Below are 17,122 nucleotides of genomic sequence, written 5' to 3'. Positions count from 1 at the left end.
GCACGTAGCCCTCTTGAGGACGGGCATAGGGTACTCCCGGGTTAGATCATGCTCATTACCTATTTATGGTTATATTTAATCGTTGTCACGGACAGATAGACGGCTAGATTTCCATTTAATTTGATTGCTGCTAGGATGGGCATCACGCAGTTGCATGGATGTAAGGGGTACGAGCGGTGTCGAGCAGAGAGTCGAACAAGAAAGCGGATGTCACAACCAGGCTGGAAGCCTGTCTCAAGGAGCGGATCCTGATCATCGACGGGGCCATGGGCACCATGATCCAGGGTTACAAACTCGGTGAGGCGGACTATCGGGGGGAGCGGTTTGCCGACTGGCATACCGACATCAAGGGCAACAACGACCTGCTGGTGTTGAGCCGTCCCGCCGTCATTCGCGAGATCCACGACCAGTATTGTGCCGCCGGGGCCGACATCCTCGAGACCAACACCTTCAACGCCACCCGCATCGCCATGGCGGACTACGAGATGGAAGCGCTCTCGGCCGAGATAAACCGGGAGGCGGCCCGCCTGGCCCGCGCCGTGGCGGACGAGTGGACCGCCAAGGACCCGACGAAACCGCGCTTTGTGGCAGGGGTACTGGGCCCCACCAACCGTACCGCCTCCATCTCGCCAGACGTGAACGATCCGGGCAAGCGCAACGTCACCTATGACGAGCTGGTGGCCGCCTACACCGAATCGACCCACGCCCTGATCGAGGGCGGTGCCGACATCATCCTGATCGAGACCATCTTCGACACCCTCAACGCCAAGGCGGCCGCCTTCGCGGTGGACCTGGTGTTCGAGGAGCTGGGTTACAGCCTGCCGGTGATGATCTCCGGCACCATCACGGACGCCTCCGGTCGTACCCTCTCGGGCCAGACCACCGAGGCCTTCTACCACTCCCTTCGCCACGTCAAACCGGTCTCCTTCGGCCTCAACTGTGCGCTGGGGCCGGACGAGCTGCGCCAGTACGTGGAGGAGCTGTCCCGCATCAGCGAGACCCATGTCAGCGCCCACCCCAATGCCGGTCTGCCCAATGCGTTTGGCGAGTACGATCTGGACGCGGTAGAGATGGCGGAGCATATCCGCGAGTGGGCCCAAAGCGGCTTCCTCAACCTGGTGGGTGGCTGCTGTGGTACCACCCCGACCCATATTCGCGCCATGGCGGATGCCGTGGCGGGCATCAAGCCCCGTGCCCTGCCGGATCTGCCGGTGGCCTGCCGGTTGTCGGGCCTGGAGCCTCTCATCATCACGGCGGACTCCATGTTCGTGAACGTGGGTGAGCGGACCAACGTCACCGGTTCGGCCAAGTTCAAGCGCTTGATAAAAGAGGGGCTCTACGACGAGGCCCTGGATGTGGCCAAGCAGCAGGTGGAAAACGGCGCCCAGATCATCGACATCAACATGGATGAGGGGATGCTGGACGCCGAGGCGGCCATGGTGCGCTTCCTGAACCTCATCGCCGGGGAACCGGATATCGCCCGGGTGCCGGTGATGATCGACTCCTCCAAGTGGGAGGTGCTGGAGGCGGGCCTCAAGTGCGTGCAGGGCAAGCCGGTGGTCAACTCCATCTCCATGAAGGAGGGGGAGGACAAATTCATCGAGCAGGCGAAACTGCTGCGTCGCTACGGCGCCGCCGTCATCGTCATGGCGTTCGACGAGGTGGGCCAGGCTGATACCCGTGCCCGCAAGTTCGAGATCTGCCAGCGCGCCTACCGCATTCTGGTGGACCGCGTCGGCTTCCCGCCGGAAGACATCATCTTCGACCCCAACATCTTCGCGGTGGCGACCGGCATCGACGAGCACAACAACTACGCGGTGGACTTCATCGAAGCGGTGAAGGACATCAAAACACACCTGCCCCACGCCATGATCTCCGGCGGTGTCTCCAACGTCTCCTTCTCCTTCCGTGGCAACGAGCCGGTGCGCGAAGCCATCCACGCTGTCTTCCTCTACCACGCCATCAGGAACGGCATGGACATGGGGATCGTCAACGCGGGCCAGCTTGCCATCTACGAAGACATCCCGAGCGATCTAAAAGAGAAGGTCGAGGCGGTGGTGCTGAACCTCAACGACAACGCCACCGAGGCGCTGCTGGCCATCGCCGAGAAGTATCGCGGCGCGGGTGCCCAGGCGGAGGATCCGCGGGATCAGGAGTGGCGCAGCTGGCCGGTGGGCAAGCGGCTCGAACACGCCCTGGTCAAGGGGATCACCGACTTTATCGAGGAGGACACCGAGGAGGCGCGCGCCCAGGCCGAGAAGCCGCTGCACGTCATCGAGGGGCCGCTGATGGACGGCATGAACGTGGTGGGCGATCTGTTCGGCGCCGGCAAGATGTTCCTGCCCCAGGTGGTGAAGTCGGCCCGGGTGATGAAGCGGGCGGTGGCCTACCTGCAACCCTACATCGAGGCGGAGAAGTCCGGCGGCTCCAGCAACGGCAAAATCGTGCTGGCCACCGTCAAGGGTGACGTGCACGACATCGGCAAGAACATCGTCGGGGTGGTGCTCCAGTGCAACAACTTCGAGATCGTGGATCTCGGGGTCATGGTCTCCTGCGAGACCATCCTCAAGACGGCCCGGGAAGTGAACGCCGACATCATCGGCCTGTCGGGCCTCATCACTCCGTCCCTGGACGAGATGGTGCACGTAGCAAAGGAGATGGAGCGTCAGGGGTTCAAGCTGCCGCTGCTCATCGGCGGTGCCACCACTTCCAAGGCCCACACCGCGGTGAAGATAGAGCAGAACTACTCCGAGCCCGTGGTCTATGTCTCCAACGCCTCCCGCGCCGTGGGGGTGGCCCAGAGCCTGCTGAGCCCGGAGCTCAAGCCCGCCTTCGTCGCCCGCATCGACAAGGAGTACGAGATTGCCCGGGATCAGCATGCCCGCAAGCAGCCGCGCTCCAAGCCGGTTTCCCTGGCCCATGCCCGGGCCAACCGCCATCAGCTGGACTGGGTCGGTTATGAGCCCCCGGCGCCCCGGGAGCCCGGCGTGCAGACCTTCGAAAACGTGCCCATCTCGGTGCTGCGCCCCTACATCGACTGGACGCCGTTTTTCCTGAGCTGGGAGCTGGCGGGCAAGTTCCCCCGCATCCTGGAAGATGAGGTGGTGGGGGAGGAAGCGACGCGCCTCTACGCCGACGCCAACGCCATGCTGGACCAGCTGGAGAAGGATCAGAGCGTGCGCTGCGCCGGCATCGTCGGCCTGTTCCCCGCCAACGCCGTGGGGGACAGCATCGAGGTTTACACCGACGAGTCCCGCACCCAGGTGCGCAAGGTGCTGCACCACCTGCGCCAGCAAAGCGAGAAGCAGGGCTTCCCCAACTACTGTCTGGCGGACTATGTGGCGCCGAAAGAGAGCGGCAAGCCCGACTGGATCGGTGCCTTCGCGGTGACCGGCGGCATCGGCGAGGAGGCCATCGCCAAGGCCTACAAGGCGGACCACGACGACTACAACGCCATTCTCATCCAGGCGGTGTGCGATCGCCTCGCCGAGGCCTTTGCCGAATACCTCCACGAGCAGGTGCGCAAAGTGCACTGGGGCTATGCCCCGGACGAGGCGCTCAGCAACGAGGAACTGATTCGCGAAAATTACCAGGGGATACGTCCGGCGCCGGGCTACCCGGCCTGCCCGGAGCACACCGAGAAGGGGAGCATCTGGGAGCTGCTGGACGTGGAGCAGGCCATCGGTATGCAGCTCACCGAGTCCTACGCCATGTGGCCGGGGGCGGCGGTATCCGGCTGGTACTTCTCCCACCCCGAGAGCAAATACTTCGCCGTGGCCCAGATCCAGCAGGATCAGGTGGAAGACTACGCCATGCGCAAGGGGATGACCCTGGCAGAGGCCGAACGCTGGCTGGGGCCCAACCTGCATTGATCCCCGTCTGCCCCGCCTCACACGGTGCGGGGCAGACGCCGGGTACGCACGCCATATCGAGGTTGCCATGAAGATTGGATTTGTCGGTCTGGGGGCTGTGGTGCAGACAGCCTATCTGCCTGCACTCGCCGCACTGGCGGAAAATACCGAGATATGGGGTTTTGATCCCGCCATCACCTTGCCCGGCGTCATGTCTACGCCGACCCTGGAAGCCCTGCTGGCCGAACCCCTGGATCGGCTGGTGATCGCCACGCCTTCCCTGCTGCATCTGCCCGTGCTGGAGCAGGCGCTGGCCAGCGCCATTCCCCTCATCCTGGTGGAGAAACCCGTGGTGGCCACCCTGGCCCAGCACGATCGCCTGCACGCCCTGCTGGCGGACCCCGAGGTCGCAGCCAGGGTGCTGGCGCTGGATCACTGGATGGCCCGCAATGCCGTCCAGCAGTTGCTGCTGAGCGGCAAACTGGATGAAGGCTGGCAGCCTCGGGCACCAGGCGGCGCCGGGGTCGGGCTGGCCACCCTCGCCGATATCAGCGCGGTGGAGGGCTTTTTGCTGGAACCCTGCGGCCTGGACGAGACGGGGCATCCCTATGCCCTCAACTTCGCCACCGGGGAGCCGGATCGGCGGGTCCTGCGCCATCCAGACGGGGTGATCCTCGACATCGGCACCCATCTGCTGGCGATGATCCGGGAACTGCTGGTGGCCCTGGGTGGGGACGACCGCCTGCACCTGATCGCGGAGGGCGTCTGCGACCGGCTGGGGCAGCCCATCCGGTGCGGGGATCTGGAGAGCGCCGAGGGGCGGGCCTGCCTGCGCGGCGAGGCGGCAGGGGTGCCCCTGACCCTCTGGCTCGACAAGTATGCCGGTCCCAGGGTGGAGAAGAAGGGGCTTTGCCTGCACTTCAAAGACGGGCGGCGCATCGAGCTGCTTCGCCGCGGCAACCTGGAGTGGCTGCACCATCACGACGTCGACGGGATGCGGGGCTGGCAACGTGAGGGGCCCCTCTATCGCCACTGCATCGCCCAGACCCTGCTGGCCCCCGTGCCTTTGGGAGGCTGGGCCGGCACCACGGCGCGCCGTTTGCAGGAGGTCGCCCTGCTGCTTGAGTTGCAGCAAGGGCTGCGCGGCCCCCATTGACGTCGCTGGCGCCATCCGGCATGAGGGCTGGTGGCTGGCGCCGTCTTGCAGAACGGTCCGTTCTTGAGTGCGGCACTCTCGGTTTTTGCCCGTTCTTGCAGAACCGCGCATGGTGAGGGGAAAGGATTGGCGTTGCCAGTCGTTCATGGCACCTTATACTCTCCAGTCCGATTATCAGGTCTGCCATTTCCATGAATATTGCCATTTTATCCCGTGAGCCCAACAACTACTCCACCCGCCGTCTGGTCGAGGTGGCCCGGGCCCGTGGGCACCAGGTCGAGGTGCTCGACACCCTGCGCTGCTACATGAACATCGCCTCCCACAGCCCCTCCATCCATTACGAAGGGCGGGAGCTGGAGAGCTATGACGCCGTGATCCCGCGCATCGGTGCCAGCATCACCTTCTATGGCACCGCCGTGCTGCGCCAGTTCGAGATGATGAGCACCATGGCCCTCAACAGCTCGGTGGCCATCTCCCGCTCCCGGGACAAGCTGCGCGCCATGCAGCTGCTCTCCCGTCACGGCATCGGCCTGCCGGTGACCGGCTATGCCCACAGCACCCACGACGTACCGGATCTCATCACCATGGTGGGGGGCGCCCCCCTGGTGGTGAAGCTGCTGGAGGGAACCCAGGGGATTGGCGTGGTGCTGTGCGAAACCCAGAAGGCCGCGGAGAGCGTCATCGAGGCCTTTATCCAGACCAACAACAACATCCTGGTGCAGGAGTACATCCGCGAGGCCAACGGTGCCGATATCCGCTGCCTGGTGGTCAACGGCAAGGTGGTGGCCGCCATGCGCCGCCAGGCCCAGCCGGGGGAGTTTCGCTCCAACCTGCACCGGGGCGGCACCGCCGAAGCCATCAAGATCACACCGGAAGAGCGTGCCACCGCCGTGCAGGCCGCCAAGATCATGGGGCTGGACGTGGCCGGGGTGGATATTCTGCGAAGCGCCCGCGGCCCGCTGGTGCTGGAGGTGAACTCCTCCCCCGGCCTGCAGGGGGTGGAAGCTGCCTCCGGCAAGGACGTGGCGGGCAAGATCATCGAGTTCCTCGAGCTCAAGGCGAGCCGCAAGCACAAGCCGGCGGAATGAGTCCCAAACGAGTGTCAGACAGGTAAACACAGGGCGCCCTCGGGCGCCTTGTTGCTATCTGGGGGGGGGGGGCTGGAAGGCAGCGGGCTTGCCGGGAAGTGTCTCCCTTCTCCCACTGTGTTGAACAGCCGGGAAGAAGGGCCGGGAATGAGGGGGTTATGCCGCCCCGGGGGCGCCGGGGATCATCACCAGCCGGGCGCTGAAGACCCCCTCCACCAGGTGGGTCTCAATCTGCCAGCCCAGCTTCTCGCAGATGCGCTGGATGATGGTGAGGCCGCAGCCGTAGCCGAGGATCTGATCCGGCGCGGCGGCGGTGGGGTTGCTGATGGTGAGCACCTGCTCGTGCAGGGTGATCTCGATGTGGCCCTCGGCGTAGCTCAGGGCGTTTTTCAAGAGGTTGCCGAGGGCGATGGCGAGCAGGGAGAGGGGGGCCTGCACCTCGCTCTCCTCGTCCAGTTGCAGGCGAATGTCCAGCGTCTCCCGTTGCAGCAGGGGGGCGAGGCGGGTCAGTTCCCGGCGAATGAGCTGCGCCACCTGCTGGGGCGGGCGTTCCACGGCTTCCTTGCGTCCCAGCAGCAGGAAGGTTTCGGTGAGCAGGGCCATCTCGTCGGCGGCGGCGCGGATGCGGCTGACGGCGCGGGCCGCCGGGGCGGGCAGGTCATTCACCTTGCCGAGCAGGGCGGCGGATCCCTGGATCACCATGTTGGGGGTGCGCAGCTCGTGGCTGGCAAAGCGGCTGAACTCCTGTTCACGGGCAAACACGGCGGCTACCTCGTGCTTGCCCGCCAGCAGCGCCTGCTCTATCTCTCGCAGCTCCTGCCAGGGGGCATCGGGCACGAAGTCCCCCTGATCCGGGGTGAGGTGGGCGACCCGCTGGCGCAGCCGCTCCAGCGGCCTGGTGATGTGACGCACCAGCCAGATGCCGAAGGCGAGGCTCCCCAGCAGCAGGGCCAGGCCGATGAGGCGGGTCACCAGATGCAGCTTGGCTTCGTAAGGGTCGAGGTAGTCGTCCGCATCGTCGTTGAACACCAGATAGAGCAGCCCCTGACCCGAGGGGTGGGCGCGTACCAGGAAGTGCTTGTCCTCCCGGCCCAGCTGATGCTCGAAGAAGCCGGGGCTCTGGTAGGCCTTGAGCCAGGCGGGCAGGCGGCCCGCCTCTGTCCAGTAGCTGGAGAACTGGCGCGGGCTGGGGGCGGGGGCCGCCATTCCGAGGCGCAACCAGTCGTCGTCATAGCGGGTTGCCTCCGCCTCCAGCCAGTGGCGCAGGCTCAGCTCCTCCATCTTGTTCTCGGCCACCACCATCAGCAGGCTCAGGATCACCAGCAGCAGCAGACCGGCCCCTCCCAGCGCCAGCACCAGGCGCCGGCGCAGGCTCGGCAGACCGGAGGCAAGGGGCGGCGTCGGGTTCGTCATGGGGTCACCAGCCGGTAGCCCTGGCCGTGCAGGGTCTCCAGCATGGGGGTGGGGAAGGGCTTGTCGAGGGCGCTGCGCAGGGCATAGATGTGGCTGCGCAGGGCGTCGGAGTCGGGCTCCTCGTCGCCCCAGACGGTGTCGAGCACCTCCTGGCGCGTCACCAGCTGGGGCGCGCGCTTCACCAGCAGGGTGAGGATCTGGAACGGGATCTTGCCGAGCTTGAGCTCCACCCCGGCGCGGGTGGCGCGGCCGCTGGCGGGATCCACCGTCAGATCGCCAAAGCCGAGGACGCCCATGTCCCCTCTGGGGCCACGCAGGCTGAGGGCCTCCAGGCGCACCTCCAGCTCCTCCATGGCGAACGGCTTGACCAGATAGTCGTCGCCCCCCGCCCGAAAGCCTGCCAGCTTGTCCTCCAGGCTGTCACGGGCGGTGAGAAAGAGCACCGGGGTCGCGATGCCGTCCGCACGCAGCCGCTCCACGGTACGCAGGCCGTCTAGGCGCGGCATCATGACGTCCATGATGATGACGTCGAAGCGCTCCTGGGCCAGCAGTTGCAGGGCGGCCTGGCCATGATAGGCGCAGTCCACCCTGTGCCCGGCCAGCGCCAGATAGTCCATGATGGTCTCCGCCACCTGGGGACTGTCTTCCACCACCAGTATTTTCATGCTCTGATCTCCTGGTCTGTGTCGCTATTTCACGGCCATTTCACACCGGATGGGTCATCCTGTGTGCCAGTGTAACCCCGAGGATCCCCGATGAAGAAGTCTCTCTGCGCCTTCTGGTTATTGATTCTATTGCCTTTTGGTCTGGTGCAGGCGGCCGAGTTCAAGCTCACGGGCCGCACCACCTGGCAGCTTGGCCAGTTGATGGTCAACGGCATTCCCTTCGTGATCGATGAGCGCACCCGCTTCAAGGATGGCCTGGATGAGGACGATCTCGGCGGGACCTGGGTCGATCTGGAAGGGGTCGTGCAGGAGACGGCGGCAGGGGCGCGGCGGCTCGTTCGCGAGGTGGAGGCGCTGGAAGAGGAGGACGAGATGGAACTGGAAGGGCCGGTGGAAGGTGGAAGGATCTGGGGCTATGTCACCTCGGATGGGAGCCTCTCCCCGTTCGAGGGACGCTGGCTGGAGCTGGAGTGCAAGTTTGACGGCATGCGCCTGAGCCAGTGCCGGGAGGATGACTGACCGGTCAGGGCGGACCGGGAAAAATTGCCCGTCCGGGGCCATAGTTAAACCTCACCCCGTGACCCCGGACCGCCTGCCATGACCCGAACCGCACTCTGCCTGCTGCTGTTGCCCTTCTGCACCCTTGCCGACGACGCCGAGCTCTGGCTGGTGGAGCTGGAGCACAACGACGGGGTGCGCCTGCAATTCCAGGGGGCTGAGCTGGAGCTCGGCAGTGCCGAACTGCACGGCGTGGCGCAGCCGGACGGACTCGTGCCCGGCATGCACCTCGCGATCCAGAGCCGCTACGGCGTCGCCGAGACGATCCGGGTGCTCGACGGGGCGCCGGATCCGGCGCTCGGGGCCAGCTGGCGGCGGGCGGAGGATCGACTGCTCACCCATAATCAGCAGGCATTGCTGCTACAGGAACTCGGCGTGCTGGTGTTTGATGCTGACACTCGCTGGATCAACGGCAGCGCCGCCGATCTGCAACCGGGTCGCCGCCTGGTGCTGAGCCGGGATGAAGAGGGCCGCCTCACCGATATCCTCATTCCTGACCCCGAGGATCCCCTCGACGCCGAAGAGTGAGACCTCTCTCCCTTTCCCCTTGTTAATGGCTTGTACTTTAAATTTCCCCACTTATACTGGCGCACATCTTGTCGGAGTGCTGACCGTCGAACGACGCTAAGCTGAGACCGTTAATTCGGGATCCGTGGAACCTGATCAGGTTAAGACCTGCGAAGGGAAACAAGGGTAACTTGCGGGTTACCGCGCCGGGGAAGGCACACCTTCCCGCCAGCTGGAGGCAGACCGCCTCTGGCTGGCACAGGCGCACAGGGGGAGGTTGTCCCGTCCGGTTGTCCTTAGGGCGCCGGGTTTCCAGACTAGGGAAACACCGGGACGGCAGAGCAGGGAAGATCCATGCCCGACTCACTCCCCCGAGCACACCCCGCCGCAAGTTCATCTTCTCCTCGAACTCCAGACAAGCAAACACCCATAACTTCAACCAGTTAATGTGAGTTTTGCTATGTCTACCAATGTTTCTGATACCACCAAATCCAGCCGCCGCGAGCAGCGCTCCAGCGCCCAGACCTTTATCGACAACCTGAAGGGGATGGCTCACCCCAACTCCCGCCGCATCTTTATCGAAGGCTCCCGCGCCGATATCCGGGTGCCCCTGCGGGAGATCCAGCTGGCCGACACCTTCGTCGGCGGCACCAAGGAGGCTCCCCAGTTCGAGCCCAACGAGCCGGTGCCGGTTTACGATACCTCGGGCCCTTATGGGGAAGAGGCTGCCCCCATCGACGTGCGCCGCGGTCTGCCGCGCCTGCGGGAGAATTGGGTGCTGGAGCGCGATGACACCGACGCGCTGGAGGGGCTGAGCTCCACTTTCACCCAGGAGCGGCTGGCGGACGAGGGGCTGGATCACCTGCGCTTCGAGCATCTGCCAAAGCCGCGCCGTGCCAAGCCGGGCCGCCGGGTCACCCAGCTGCACTATGCCCGCCAAGGCATCGTCACCCCCGAGATGGAATTTATCGCCATCCGCGAGAACATGGGCCGCGAGCGAGTGCGCTCCGAGCTCCTGCGCACCCAGCATCCGGGTCAGGGCTTTGGCGCCAGACTGCCCCAGAACATCACCCCCGAGTTCGTGCGCGATGAAGTGGCCGCCGGTCGCGCCATCATCCCCAGCAACATCAACCACCCGGAAGCGGAGCCCATGATCATCGGCCGCAACTTCCTGGTGAAGATCAACGCCAACATCGGCAACTCGGCGGTCACCTCCAGCATCGAAGAGGAGGTGGAGAAGCTGGTCTGGTCCACCCGCTGGGGCGCCGACACCGTGATGGATCTCTCCACCGGCCGTTACATCCACGAGACCCGCGAGTGGATCCTGCGCAACAGCCCGGTGCCCATCGGTACCGTGCCCATCTATCAGGCGCTGGAGAAGACCAACGGCATCGCCGAAGACCTCACCTGGGAGCTGTTCCGCGATACCCTGCTGGAGCAGGCCGAGCAGGGGGTGGACTACTTCACCATCCACGCCGGCGTCTTGCTGCGCTTCGTGCCCATGACTGCCAAGCGCCTCACCGGCATCGTTTCGCGCGGTGGCAGCATCATGGCCAAGTGGTGCCTGTCGCACCACAAGGAGAACTTCCTCTACGAGCACTTCCGCGAGATCTGCGAGATCTGCGCCGCCTACGACGTGAGCTTGTCGCTGGGTGACGGTCTGCGTCCGGGCTCCGTCTATGACGCCAACGACGAGGCCCAGTTCGCCGAGCTGCGCACCCTGGGCGAGCTCACCAAAATTGCCTGGGAATACGACGTGCAGGTGATGATCGAGGGGCCCGGCCACGTACCCATGCACATGATCGAGCGCAACATGACCGAGCAGCTGGAGCACTGCCACGAGGCGCCCTTCTATACCCTGGGCCCGCTCACCACCGACATTGCCCCGGGGTACGATCACTTCACCTCCGGCATCGGCGCCGCGCTCATCGGCTGGTACGGCTGCGCCATGCTCTGCTACGTGACTCCCAAGGAACACCTGGGCCTGCCCAACAAGGAGGACGTGAAGCAGGGGCTCATTACCTACAAGATCGCCGCCCACGCGGCTGACCTTGCCAAGGGCCACCCGGGCGCCCAGATCCGCGACAACGCCATGTCCAAGGCGCGCTTCGAGTTCCGCTGGGAGGATCAATTCAACCTGGCCCTGGATCCCGACACCGCCCGCGCCTACCACGACGAGACCCTGCCTCAGGAGTCCGGCAAAGTGGCCCACTTCTGCTCCATGTGCGGGCCCAAGTTCTGCTCCATGAAGATCACCCAGGACGTGCGCGATTATGCGGCGAAACTGGAAGCCGTGGAGATCAAGCTGGTCGGCATGGACGGCCAGCAGGAGCGGGTGGTGGCCGAGGTGGAGAGCGGCATGGCCCGCATGGCGGAAACCTTCAAGGAGACCGGCGGCGAGATCTACCATCAGGCGGCGACCCTGAAGCAGGCCGCAGGGGAGGAGGCGTGAGCAGCGAGCGCGGGGCTGTCAGCCCCGCCGACCTGTCGCCTGTGACGCAGGCCCGCCCCGTGGTCTGGACCATCGCCGGGTCCGACTCCGGCGGCGGGGCCGGCATTCAGGCCGACTTGCACACGATGCATGACCTCGGCGTGCACGGCTGCTCCGTCATCTCCGCCATCACGGCCCAGAACTCGGTGGCGGTGAAGATGGTCGACCCCGTGCTGATGCAGACCTTCGCCGCCCAGATCGATGCCCTGGGGCTGGATCTGCCACCCGCCGCCATCAAGATCGGCCTGCTGCCGACCCGGCTGCATGTGGAGGTGCTGGCACGCAGGTTGTCGACCGTCGAGGCTCCCTTCGTGGTCTACGACCCGGTGGCCATCGCCAGCACCGGCACCCCCATGGCGGAGCCCGGCATGCTGGTGGCGGTGCGCGAGCACCTGCTGCCGCGCCTCTCCTTGATCACCCCCAATGGTCCCGAGCTGGAAGCCCTGACCGGCCTGCCCGCCACCAGTCCCGAGCTGGTGCGCCTCGCCGCCCGGCGGCTGCGCGAACTCGGCGCTCGCGCCGTGCTGGTCAAGGGGGGCCACCTTGAATGGGGCGGGGATCTCTGCCTCGACTACTACCAGGATGAGACCCGCGAATTCTGGCTCGCCGCGCCGCGCCTCGATACCCGCCACGGTCACGGCACCGGTTGCGCTTACGCCAGCGCCATCGCCGCCGTGGTGGCGCAGGACTATCCGGTGGAGGACGCCATCACCCTGGCGCGCGCCTACCTGCAACAGGGCTTGGCGGCGGCGCAAGGGGTGGGGGCAGGCCCGGGGCCCATCGCCCATCTCGGCTGGCCTGCCGATCTTGCCCACTTCCCCCGTGCCGTGCTGGCGGGCTCACCGCTCGATCGCCGCTTTGGATTGTATGAAGCGAGCAGCGCCCGTCTGCCGCAGGGCCCCTTTGCGCCGACCGAACACAACCTCGGCCTCTATCCGGTGGTGGACTCGGTCAAGTGGCTCAAACGCCTGCTGGGGGCCGGGGTCAAGACCATCCAGCTGCGGATCAAGAATCTGCCCGCCACAGAGGTGGCGCCGGCCATTCGTGATGCGGTAGCGCTCGGTCGCCGCCATGGGGCGCGGCTCTTTATCAACGACTACTGGCAGCAGGCCATCGAGGCGGGTGCCTGGGGCGTGCACCTGGGGCAGGAGGATATGGAGACCGCCGATCTCGCCGCCATTCAGGCGGCCGGGCTGCGCCTTGGCATCTCCACCCACGGCTACTTCGAGCTGATGCGGGCCCGCGAGCTGGCCCCCTCCTATATCGCGCTCGGCCATATCTTCCCGACCAACACCAAGGCGATGCCTTCGCGCCCCCAGGGGCTGGCGCGGCTGCACCACTACCGCGCCCTGATGGCGCAGTGGCCCACGGTGGCCATCGGCGGCATCAGCGAGGAGCGGGTGGCGGCGGTCAAGGCAAGCGGGGTCGGCAGCATTGCGCTGGTCTCGGCCATCACGGCAAGCGATGACTGGCAGGGGGCGACCGAGCGGCTGCTCGCCGCCGTGGGGGCGGGGGATGAACCGCGCTCGGCCTGCGTGATACGGGAGGCAGAACATGCGCTCTGATGCCGCTTCTCTTAGTGACAAAGAGTACCTGCGATACGGCCGCCAGCTGATGCTGGCGGAAATTGGGGAAGCCGGTCAGGCGCGGCTCAAGGATAAATCCGTGCTGATCGTGGGCCTCGGCGGGCTCGGCTCGCCGCTCGCCCTCTATCTGGCCGGGGCCGGGGTGGGCACTTTGTGGCTGGCCGATGGCGATACGGTGGACTCCAGCAATCTGCCGCGCCAGATCCTGTTCGATAGCGAGGCGGTCAACCACTCCAAGGCGGAGCTGGCCCGCGAGCGCTTGGCCGCCCACAACCCGCTGGTGGAGCTGATTGCCATCAATCAGCGACTCGATGCCGCCAGCCTGCCGGCGTTTGTGACCGAGGTGGATCTGGTGATCGACTGCTGCGACAACCTCGCCACCCGCCAGGCCATCAACGCCGCCTGCGTGGCCCAGGGCAAGCCCTGGGTCTGTGCCGCCGCAGTGGGCTGGCAGGGGCAGCTGATGGTGCGCACCAGCAGCGATCACGCCTGCTACGCCTGCCTTTATCCGTTGGATACCAAGGTGAGCCAGAGCTGCGAGACCAGCGGTGTCACCGGCCCGCTGGTCGGGGTGATGGGCTCTTTGCAGGCGCTGGAGGCACTGAAAATGCTGCTCGGGATGCCGAGCCCGGTGGCGGGCACATTGCGCCGCTTCGATGCGTTGACCCATCAGTGGCAGACCCTCACGCTGGCTCCCGACCCCGATTGCCCGGTCTGCGGCAGCACCCACGCGGCCCTGGAGAATTAACCATGAAGATCCGATTGAACGATATCGAGCTGACGCTGCCCACCGGCCAGCGCCTGACTGAGCTGCTGGCGGTGCAGGAGATTTCCCCTCAGGGGGTAGCGGTGGCCCTCAACGGTGCCGTGCTGCCCCGTGGCCGCTGGGCCGAGACCCGTCTCAATGACGGGGACGAACTCCACCTCTTCACCGCCATCGCGGGAGGCTGATCCATGATGCTCGCAGTCCCATCTTCGCGCGCTCTGCCTTGCGGCGGGGCCTCATCTCTTCTTATCGCAGTGGCCGGAGGCTGACATGCTCAAGATTGCCGATCACACCTTCTCTTCGCGCCTCTTCACCGGCACCGGCAAGTTTGCCCGCCCGGAACTGATGGCCGCCGCCATCGAGGCAAGTGGCTCCCAGCTGGTGACCATGGCCATCAAGCGGCTCGAACCGGGCAAGGCCCACGACGATATCCTCACGCCCCTTCGGCAACTCGGGGTCAAGCTGCTGCCCAACACCTCGGGGGCCAAGACCGCCGCCGAGGCGGTATTTGCCGCCCACCTCGCCCGCGAGGCGCTGGGGACGAACTGGCTCAAGCTCGAGATCCACCCCGATCCGCGCTACCTGCTGCCCGATCCCATCGAGACGCTGAAAGCCGCCGAGCAGCTGGTGAAAGAGGGCTTTGTGGTGCTGCCCTACTGCGGCGCCGACCCCGTGCTGTGCAAACGGCTCGAAGAGGTGGGCTGCGCCGCCGTGATGCCGCTCGGTGCGCCCATCGGTTCCAATCAGGGGCTGGTGACCCGGGAGTTTCTCTCCATCATCGTCGAGCAGGCCAATGTGCCGGTCGTGGTGGATGCGGGGATCGGTGCGCCGAGCCACGCCGCCGCCGCCTTTGAGCTCGGCGCCGATGCCGTGCTGGTCAACACCGCCATCGCGGTGAGCGGCGACCCGATCGCCATGGGCCGCGCCTTTGCGCTGGCCTGCACCGCCGGGCGCAGTGCCTATGAAGCCGGTCTCGGCGCCCGCGCCCTGCAGGCGCAAGCCTCCAGCCCGCTTACCGATTTTCTGGGGGCGTTATGAGTCAGCATGCCAATGACCCCACCCCGACCCTCCCCTTGCCAGGGGAGGGAGTGTCGACTTCGCCCTCTTGTGAAGTAGGAGATCGGGGGGGCGGATTAACACCTCCCCCTTGTGAAGGGGGAGGCCGGGAGGGGGTTGAGAGAAAGTCGGAGAGTTTTCTCGATAGATGGCAGGAGCTGGAGTGGGACGATATCGGCATGCAGATCCGCGCCAAGACCGCCGCCGATGTAGAGCGGGCGCTGACTACCTCCCGCCGCACCCTGGCCGACTTTATGGCGCTGATCTCCCCGGCCGCCGAGGCGTATTTGCCGCAGATGGCAGCCGAGGCCGAGCGCCTGACCCGCCAGCGCTTTGGCAACACCATCGGCTTCTATGTGCCCCTCTATCTGTCGAACCTCTGTGCCAACGACTGCACCTACTGCGGCTTCTCCATGAGCAACCGCCTCAAGCGCAAGACCCTGAATGCAGAGGAGATTGAGCGCGAGTGTCTGGCCATCAAGGCGCGCGGTTTTGACAGCGTGCTGCTGGTGACCGGCGAGCACGAGCACAAGGTGGGGCTCGCCTATTTTCGGCAGGTGTTGCCCATCATCCGCCGTCACTTCAGCACGGTGGGGATGGAGGTGCAGCCCCTCTCGCAAGCCGAGTACGCCGAGCTGAAAACCCTCGGCCTCGATTCGGTCATGGTCTATCAGGAGACCTACCACGCCCCCACCTATGCCCGCCACCACCTGCGCGGCAACAAGCAGGACATCGCATGGCGCCTCGCCACGCCGGATCGGCTCGGCCGCGCCGGTATCGACAAGATAGGGCTGGGGGCGCTCATCGGTCTCTCTGCGGACTGGCGTGCCGACAGCTACTTCGTCGCCGAGCACCTCGCCTGGCTTGAGCGCCACCACTGGCAGAGCCGCTACTCCCTCTCCTTCCCGCGCCTGCGCCCCTGCACCGGCGGGCTGGAGCCTGCCGTGGTCATGTCGGATCGCCAGCTGGCCCAGCTTATCTGCGCCTGGCGCCTCTTCTCGCCCACGCTGGACTTGTCCCTCTCGACCCGCGAGTCCGCCACCTTTCGCAACGGCGCAGTGCGCCTTGGCATCACCCAGATGTCGGCCGAGTCGCGCACCCAGCCGGGTGGCTATGCCGAGGGGGATAAAGAGGAGCTGGAGCAGTTCGCCATCCACGACGACCGCCCGGTGGGGGAAGTGGCCGCCGCCGTGCGGCTGGCAGGGTTGCAGCCGGTGTTCAAGGACTGGGAACCCTTCTTGGGCCGATAGGGGCGGCCACGCCCCCCTTTGCCGGTGGCATCCCAGCGTCCAGCCAGACTCCTAGCCTGTGGCGAGCAGGCACGGCTGCGCCGTGCAATCGTAGGGTCGATTAGCCGATAGGCGTAATCGTCCGCTTTGCATTTTTTGGGGATGGTAGACGGCTCGGCTTCGCCGTGCAGGACGCGAGGCCGCTGGCCTCGAAGGTGTTTCGCCCGCCCTTCGGGCCGGGGCGAGTGACTTTGGAAAGACCCAAAGTCACCAAAGGTCTTCTCCCCCGCTTATTCGCCCGACTTCGTCGGGTTCCTTCGGCTCACCCGCTTGTCCGACGGCACGCGGCGACGGGCCATCCATGGCCCGGCGCCGCTCGCTCGACATCCTGTCTCGCGGCCTGGACAAGCGTGCTCGCCTCAGCGAATAAGAGGGGGAACCAAAACCGTGCCCGCCATAACCTCAGGGAGTGGTCGTAGGGTGCAATTCGCTTCGCTTATTGCACCCTACGGTAATACACCCTGTGAGGACGAAATTTAAGCATCTATTTCTCTTAAATCTTCAATTATTGGGGTGAGCCATCCAACAACTTGAGAAGTGAAAATTTCCCATGAGGGGTGTTTAGATGCTAGATCCAGGGTGAGAGCGTGAACATTTTGTTAAATTTCACCCAGTTTTTTGAGACCCGCATTGAGTACCGTTTCCAGATATTCACTGCTCATTCCTGCGATTTTTTGCTTCCGTCTTACGCTCGCC

General features: G+C 65.4%; 13 protein-coding genes and 1 riboswitch. Of the genes, 11 read left to right on the top strand and 2 right to left on the bottom strand.

All coding sequences use genetic code 11. The features are described 5' to 3' along the window. Positions 1–176 precede the first annotated feature (176 nt). The 3 genes from metH (at position 177) to rimK (ending at position 6,095) form a co-directional block, all read left to right on the top strand. Positions 177–3,872: a methionine synthase gene (gene metH, locus ACNPAA_RS15590; protein ID WP_201872585.1), complete on the top strand. Its 3,696-nt coding sequence runs from the start codon at positions 177–179 to the stop codon at positions 3,870–3,872. A 67-nt stretch (positions 3,873–3,939) separates the two neighbouring features. Further along, the gene (locus tag ACNPAA_RS15585; RefSeq protein WP_125117045.1) at positions 3,940–5,007 is read left to right on the top strand and encodes a Gfo/Idh/MocA family oxidoreductase; all 1,068 of its coding nucleotides are present in this window, start codon (positions 3,940–3,942) and stop codon (positions 5,005–5,007) included. A gap of 191 nt (positions 5,008–5,198) precedes the next feature. Next, complete coding sequence (rimK, locus tag ACNPAA_RS15580) at positions 5,199–6,095, top strand: 30S ribosomal protein S6--L-glutamate ligase (RefSeq protein ID WP_010672657.1); 897 nt, start codon at positions 5,199–5,201, stop codon at positions 6,093–6,095. 156 nt (positions 6,096–6,251) lie between these two features. Here the strand turns inward: rimK and ACNPAA_RS15575 are convergent, their stop codons facing one another. Together ACNPAA_RS15575 and ACNPAA_RS15570 are read right to left on the bottom strand one after the other, a co-directional pair. Beyond that, positions 6,252–7,508, bottom strand: a complete 1,257-nt coding sequence (locus tag ACNPAA_RS15575) for a sensor histidine kinase (protein WP_201972574.1) — start codon at positions 7,506–7,508, stop codon at positions 6,252–6,254. Next, positions 7,505–8,173, bottom strand: coding sequence for a response regulator transcription factor (locus tag ACNPAA_RS15570; protein WP_049637286.1), 669 nt, complete (start codon positions 8,171–8,173; stop codon positions 7,505–7,507). Before ACNPAA_RS15570 ends, ACNPAA_RS15575 begins: the two co-directional genes overlap by 4 nt. A 90-nt stretch (positions 8,174–8,263) precedes the next feature. On the opposite strand from ACNPAA_RS15570, the gene ACNPAA_RS15565 reads away from it, so the two are divergent. The 8 genes from ACNPAA_RS15565 (at position 8,264) to thiH (ending at position 16,387) form a co-directional block, all read left to right on the top strand. Then, positions 8,264–8,692, top strand: a complete 429-nt coding sequence (locus tag ACNPAA_RS15565) for a hypothetical protein (protein WP_029313554.1) — start codon at positions 8,264–8,266, stop codon at positions 8,690–8,692. A 78-nt stretch (positions 8,693–8,770) separates the two neighbouring features. Then, the gene (locus tag ACNPAA_RS15560) at positions 8,771–9,259 is read left to right on the top strand and encodes a hypothetical protein (protein WP_041214323.1); all 489 of its coding nucleotides are present in this window, start codon (positions 8,771–8,773) and stop codon (positions 9,257–9,259) included. Between the two features lie 62 nt (positions 9,260–9,321). Beyond that, positions 9,322–9,435, top strand: a riboswitch (TPP riboswitch). Between the two features lie 263 nt (positions 9,436–9,698). Next, positions 9,699–11,690 (top strand): phosphomethylpyrimidine synthase ThiC, encoded by a 1,992-nt coding sequence (thiC, locus tag ACNPAA_RS15555; protein ID WP_417891854.1) that lies wholly within the window; start codon positions 9,699–9,701, stop codon positions 11,688–11,690. After that, the gene (gene thiE / locus ACNPAA_RS15550) at positions 11,687–13,294 is read left to right on the top strand and encodes a thiamine phosphate synthase (RefSeq protein ID WP_139736950.1); all 1,608 of its coding nucleotides are present in this window, start codon (positions 11,687–11,689) and stop codon (positions 13,292–13,294) included. The genes thiC and thiE overlap by 4 nt, the downstream gene beginning before the upstream one ends. After that, complete coding sequence (locus tag ACNPAA_RS15545) at positions 13,284–14,063, top strand: HesA/MoeB/ThiF family protein (protein ID WP_408795445.1); 780 nt, start codon at positions 13,284–13,286, stop codon at positions 14,061–14,063. The genes thiE and ACNPAA_RS15545 overlap by 11 nt, the downstream gene beginning before the upstream one ends. 2 nt (positions 14,064–14,065) lie before the next feature. After that, entirely contained in the window at positions 14,066–14,266 is a 201-nt protein-coding gene (gene thiS, locus ACNPAA_RS15540; protein ID WP_010672666.1) for a sulfur carrier protein ThiS, read from the top strand. A gap of 85 nt (positions 14,267–14,351) precedes the next feature. Further along, on the top strand, positions 14,352–15,119 hold the full coding sequence (locus ACNPAA_RS15535; RefSeq protein ID WP_052815867.1) for a thiazole synthase: 768 nt from the start codon (positions 14,352–14,354) through the stop codon (positions 15,117–15,119). Continuing rightward, entirely contained in the window at positions 15,116–16,387 is a 1,272-nt protein-coding gene (gene thiH / locus ACNPAA_RS15530; RefSeq protein ID WP_103244134.1) for a 2-iminoacetate synthase ThiH, read from the top strand. Before ACNPAA_RS15535 ends, thiH begins: the two co-directional genes overlap by 4 nt. Positions 16,388–17,122: the final 735 nt, after the last annotated feature.

This window comes from Aeromonas sp. PS2Canimalfood6 (assembly GCF_048276795.1).
GTDB classification, from domain to species: domain Bacteria; phylum Pseudomonadota; class Gammaproteobacteria; order Enterobacterales; family Aeromonadaceae; genus Aeromonas; species Aeromonas caviae.
The sequence above is the reverse complement of the archived record's forward strand: the minus strand, read 5'-3'. Positions and strand labels throughout refer to the sequence as shown.

Bases quoted from the DNA above. Each gene is read 5' to 3' on its own strand.
- ACNPAA_RS15545 (WP_408795445.1), top strand. From the start codon at position 13,284: ATGCGCTCTGATGCCGCTTCTCTTAGTGACAAAGAGTACCTGCGATAC.
- ACNPAA_RS15570 (WP_049637286.1), bottom strand. From the start codon at position 8,173: ATGAAAATACTGGTGGTGGAAGACAGTCCCCAGGTGGCGGAGACCATC.
- ACNPAA_RS15535 (WP_052815867.1), top strand. From the start codon at position 14,352: ATGCTCAAGATTGCCGATCACACCTTCTCTTCGCGCCTCTTCACCGGC.
- rimK (WP_010672657.1), top strand. From the start codon at position 5,199: ATGAATATTGCCATTTTATCCCGTGAGCCCAACAACTACTCCACCCGC.
- thiH (WP_103244134.1), top strand. From the start codon at position 15,116: ATGAGTCAGCATGCCAATGACCCCACCCCGACCCTCCCCTTGCCAGGG.
- thiS (WP_010672666.1), top strand. From the start codon at position 14,066: ATGAAGATCCGATTGAACGATATCGAGCTGACGCTGCCCACCGGCCAG.
- ACNPAA_RS15585 (WP_125117045.1), top strand. From the start codon at position 3,940: ATGAAGATTGGATTTGTCGGTCTGGGGGCTGTGGTGCAGACAGCCTAT.
- ACNPAA_RS15575 (WP_201972574.1), bottom strand. From the start codon at position 7,508: ATGACGAACCCGACGCCGCCCCTTGCCTCCGGTCTGCCGAGCCTGCGC.
- ACNPAA_RS15560 (WP_041214323.1), top strand. From the start codon at position 8,771: ATGACCCGAACCGCACTCTGCCTGCTGCTGTTGCCCTTCTGCACCCTT.
- ACNPAA_RS15565 (WP_029313554.1), top strand. From the start codon at position 8,264: ATGAAGAAGTCTCTCTGCGCCTTCTGGTTATTGATTCTATTGCCTTTT.
- thiC (WP_417891854.1), top strand. From the start codon at position 9,699: ATGTCTACCAATGTTTCTGATACCACCAAATCCAGCCGCCGCGAGCAG.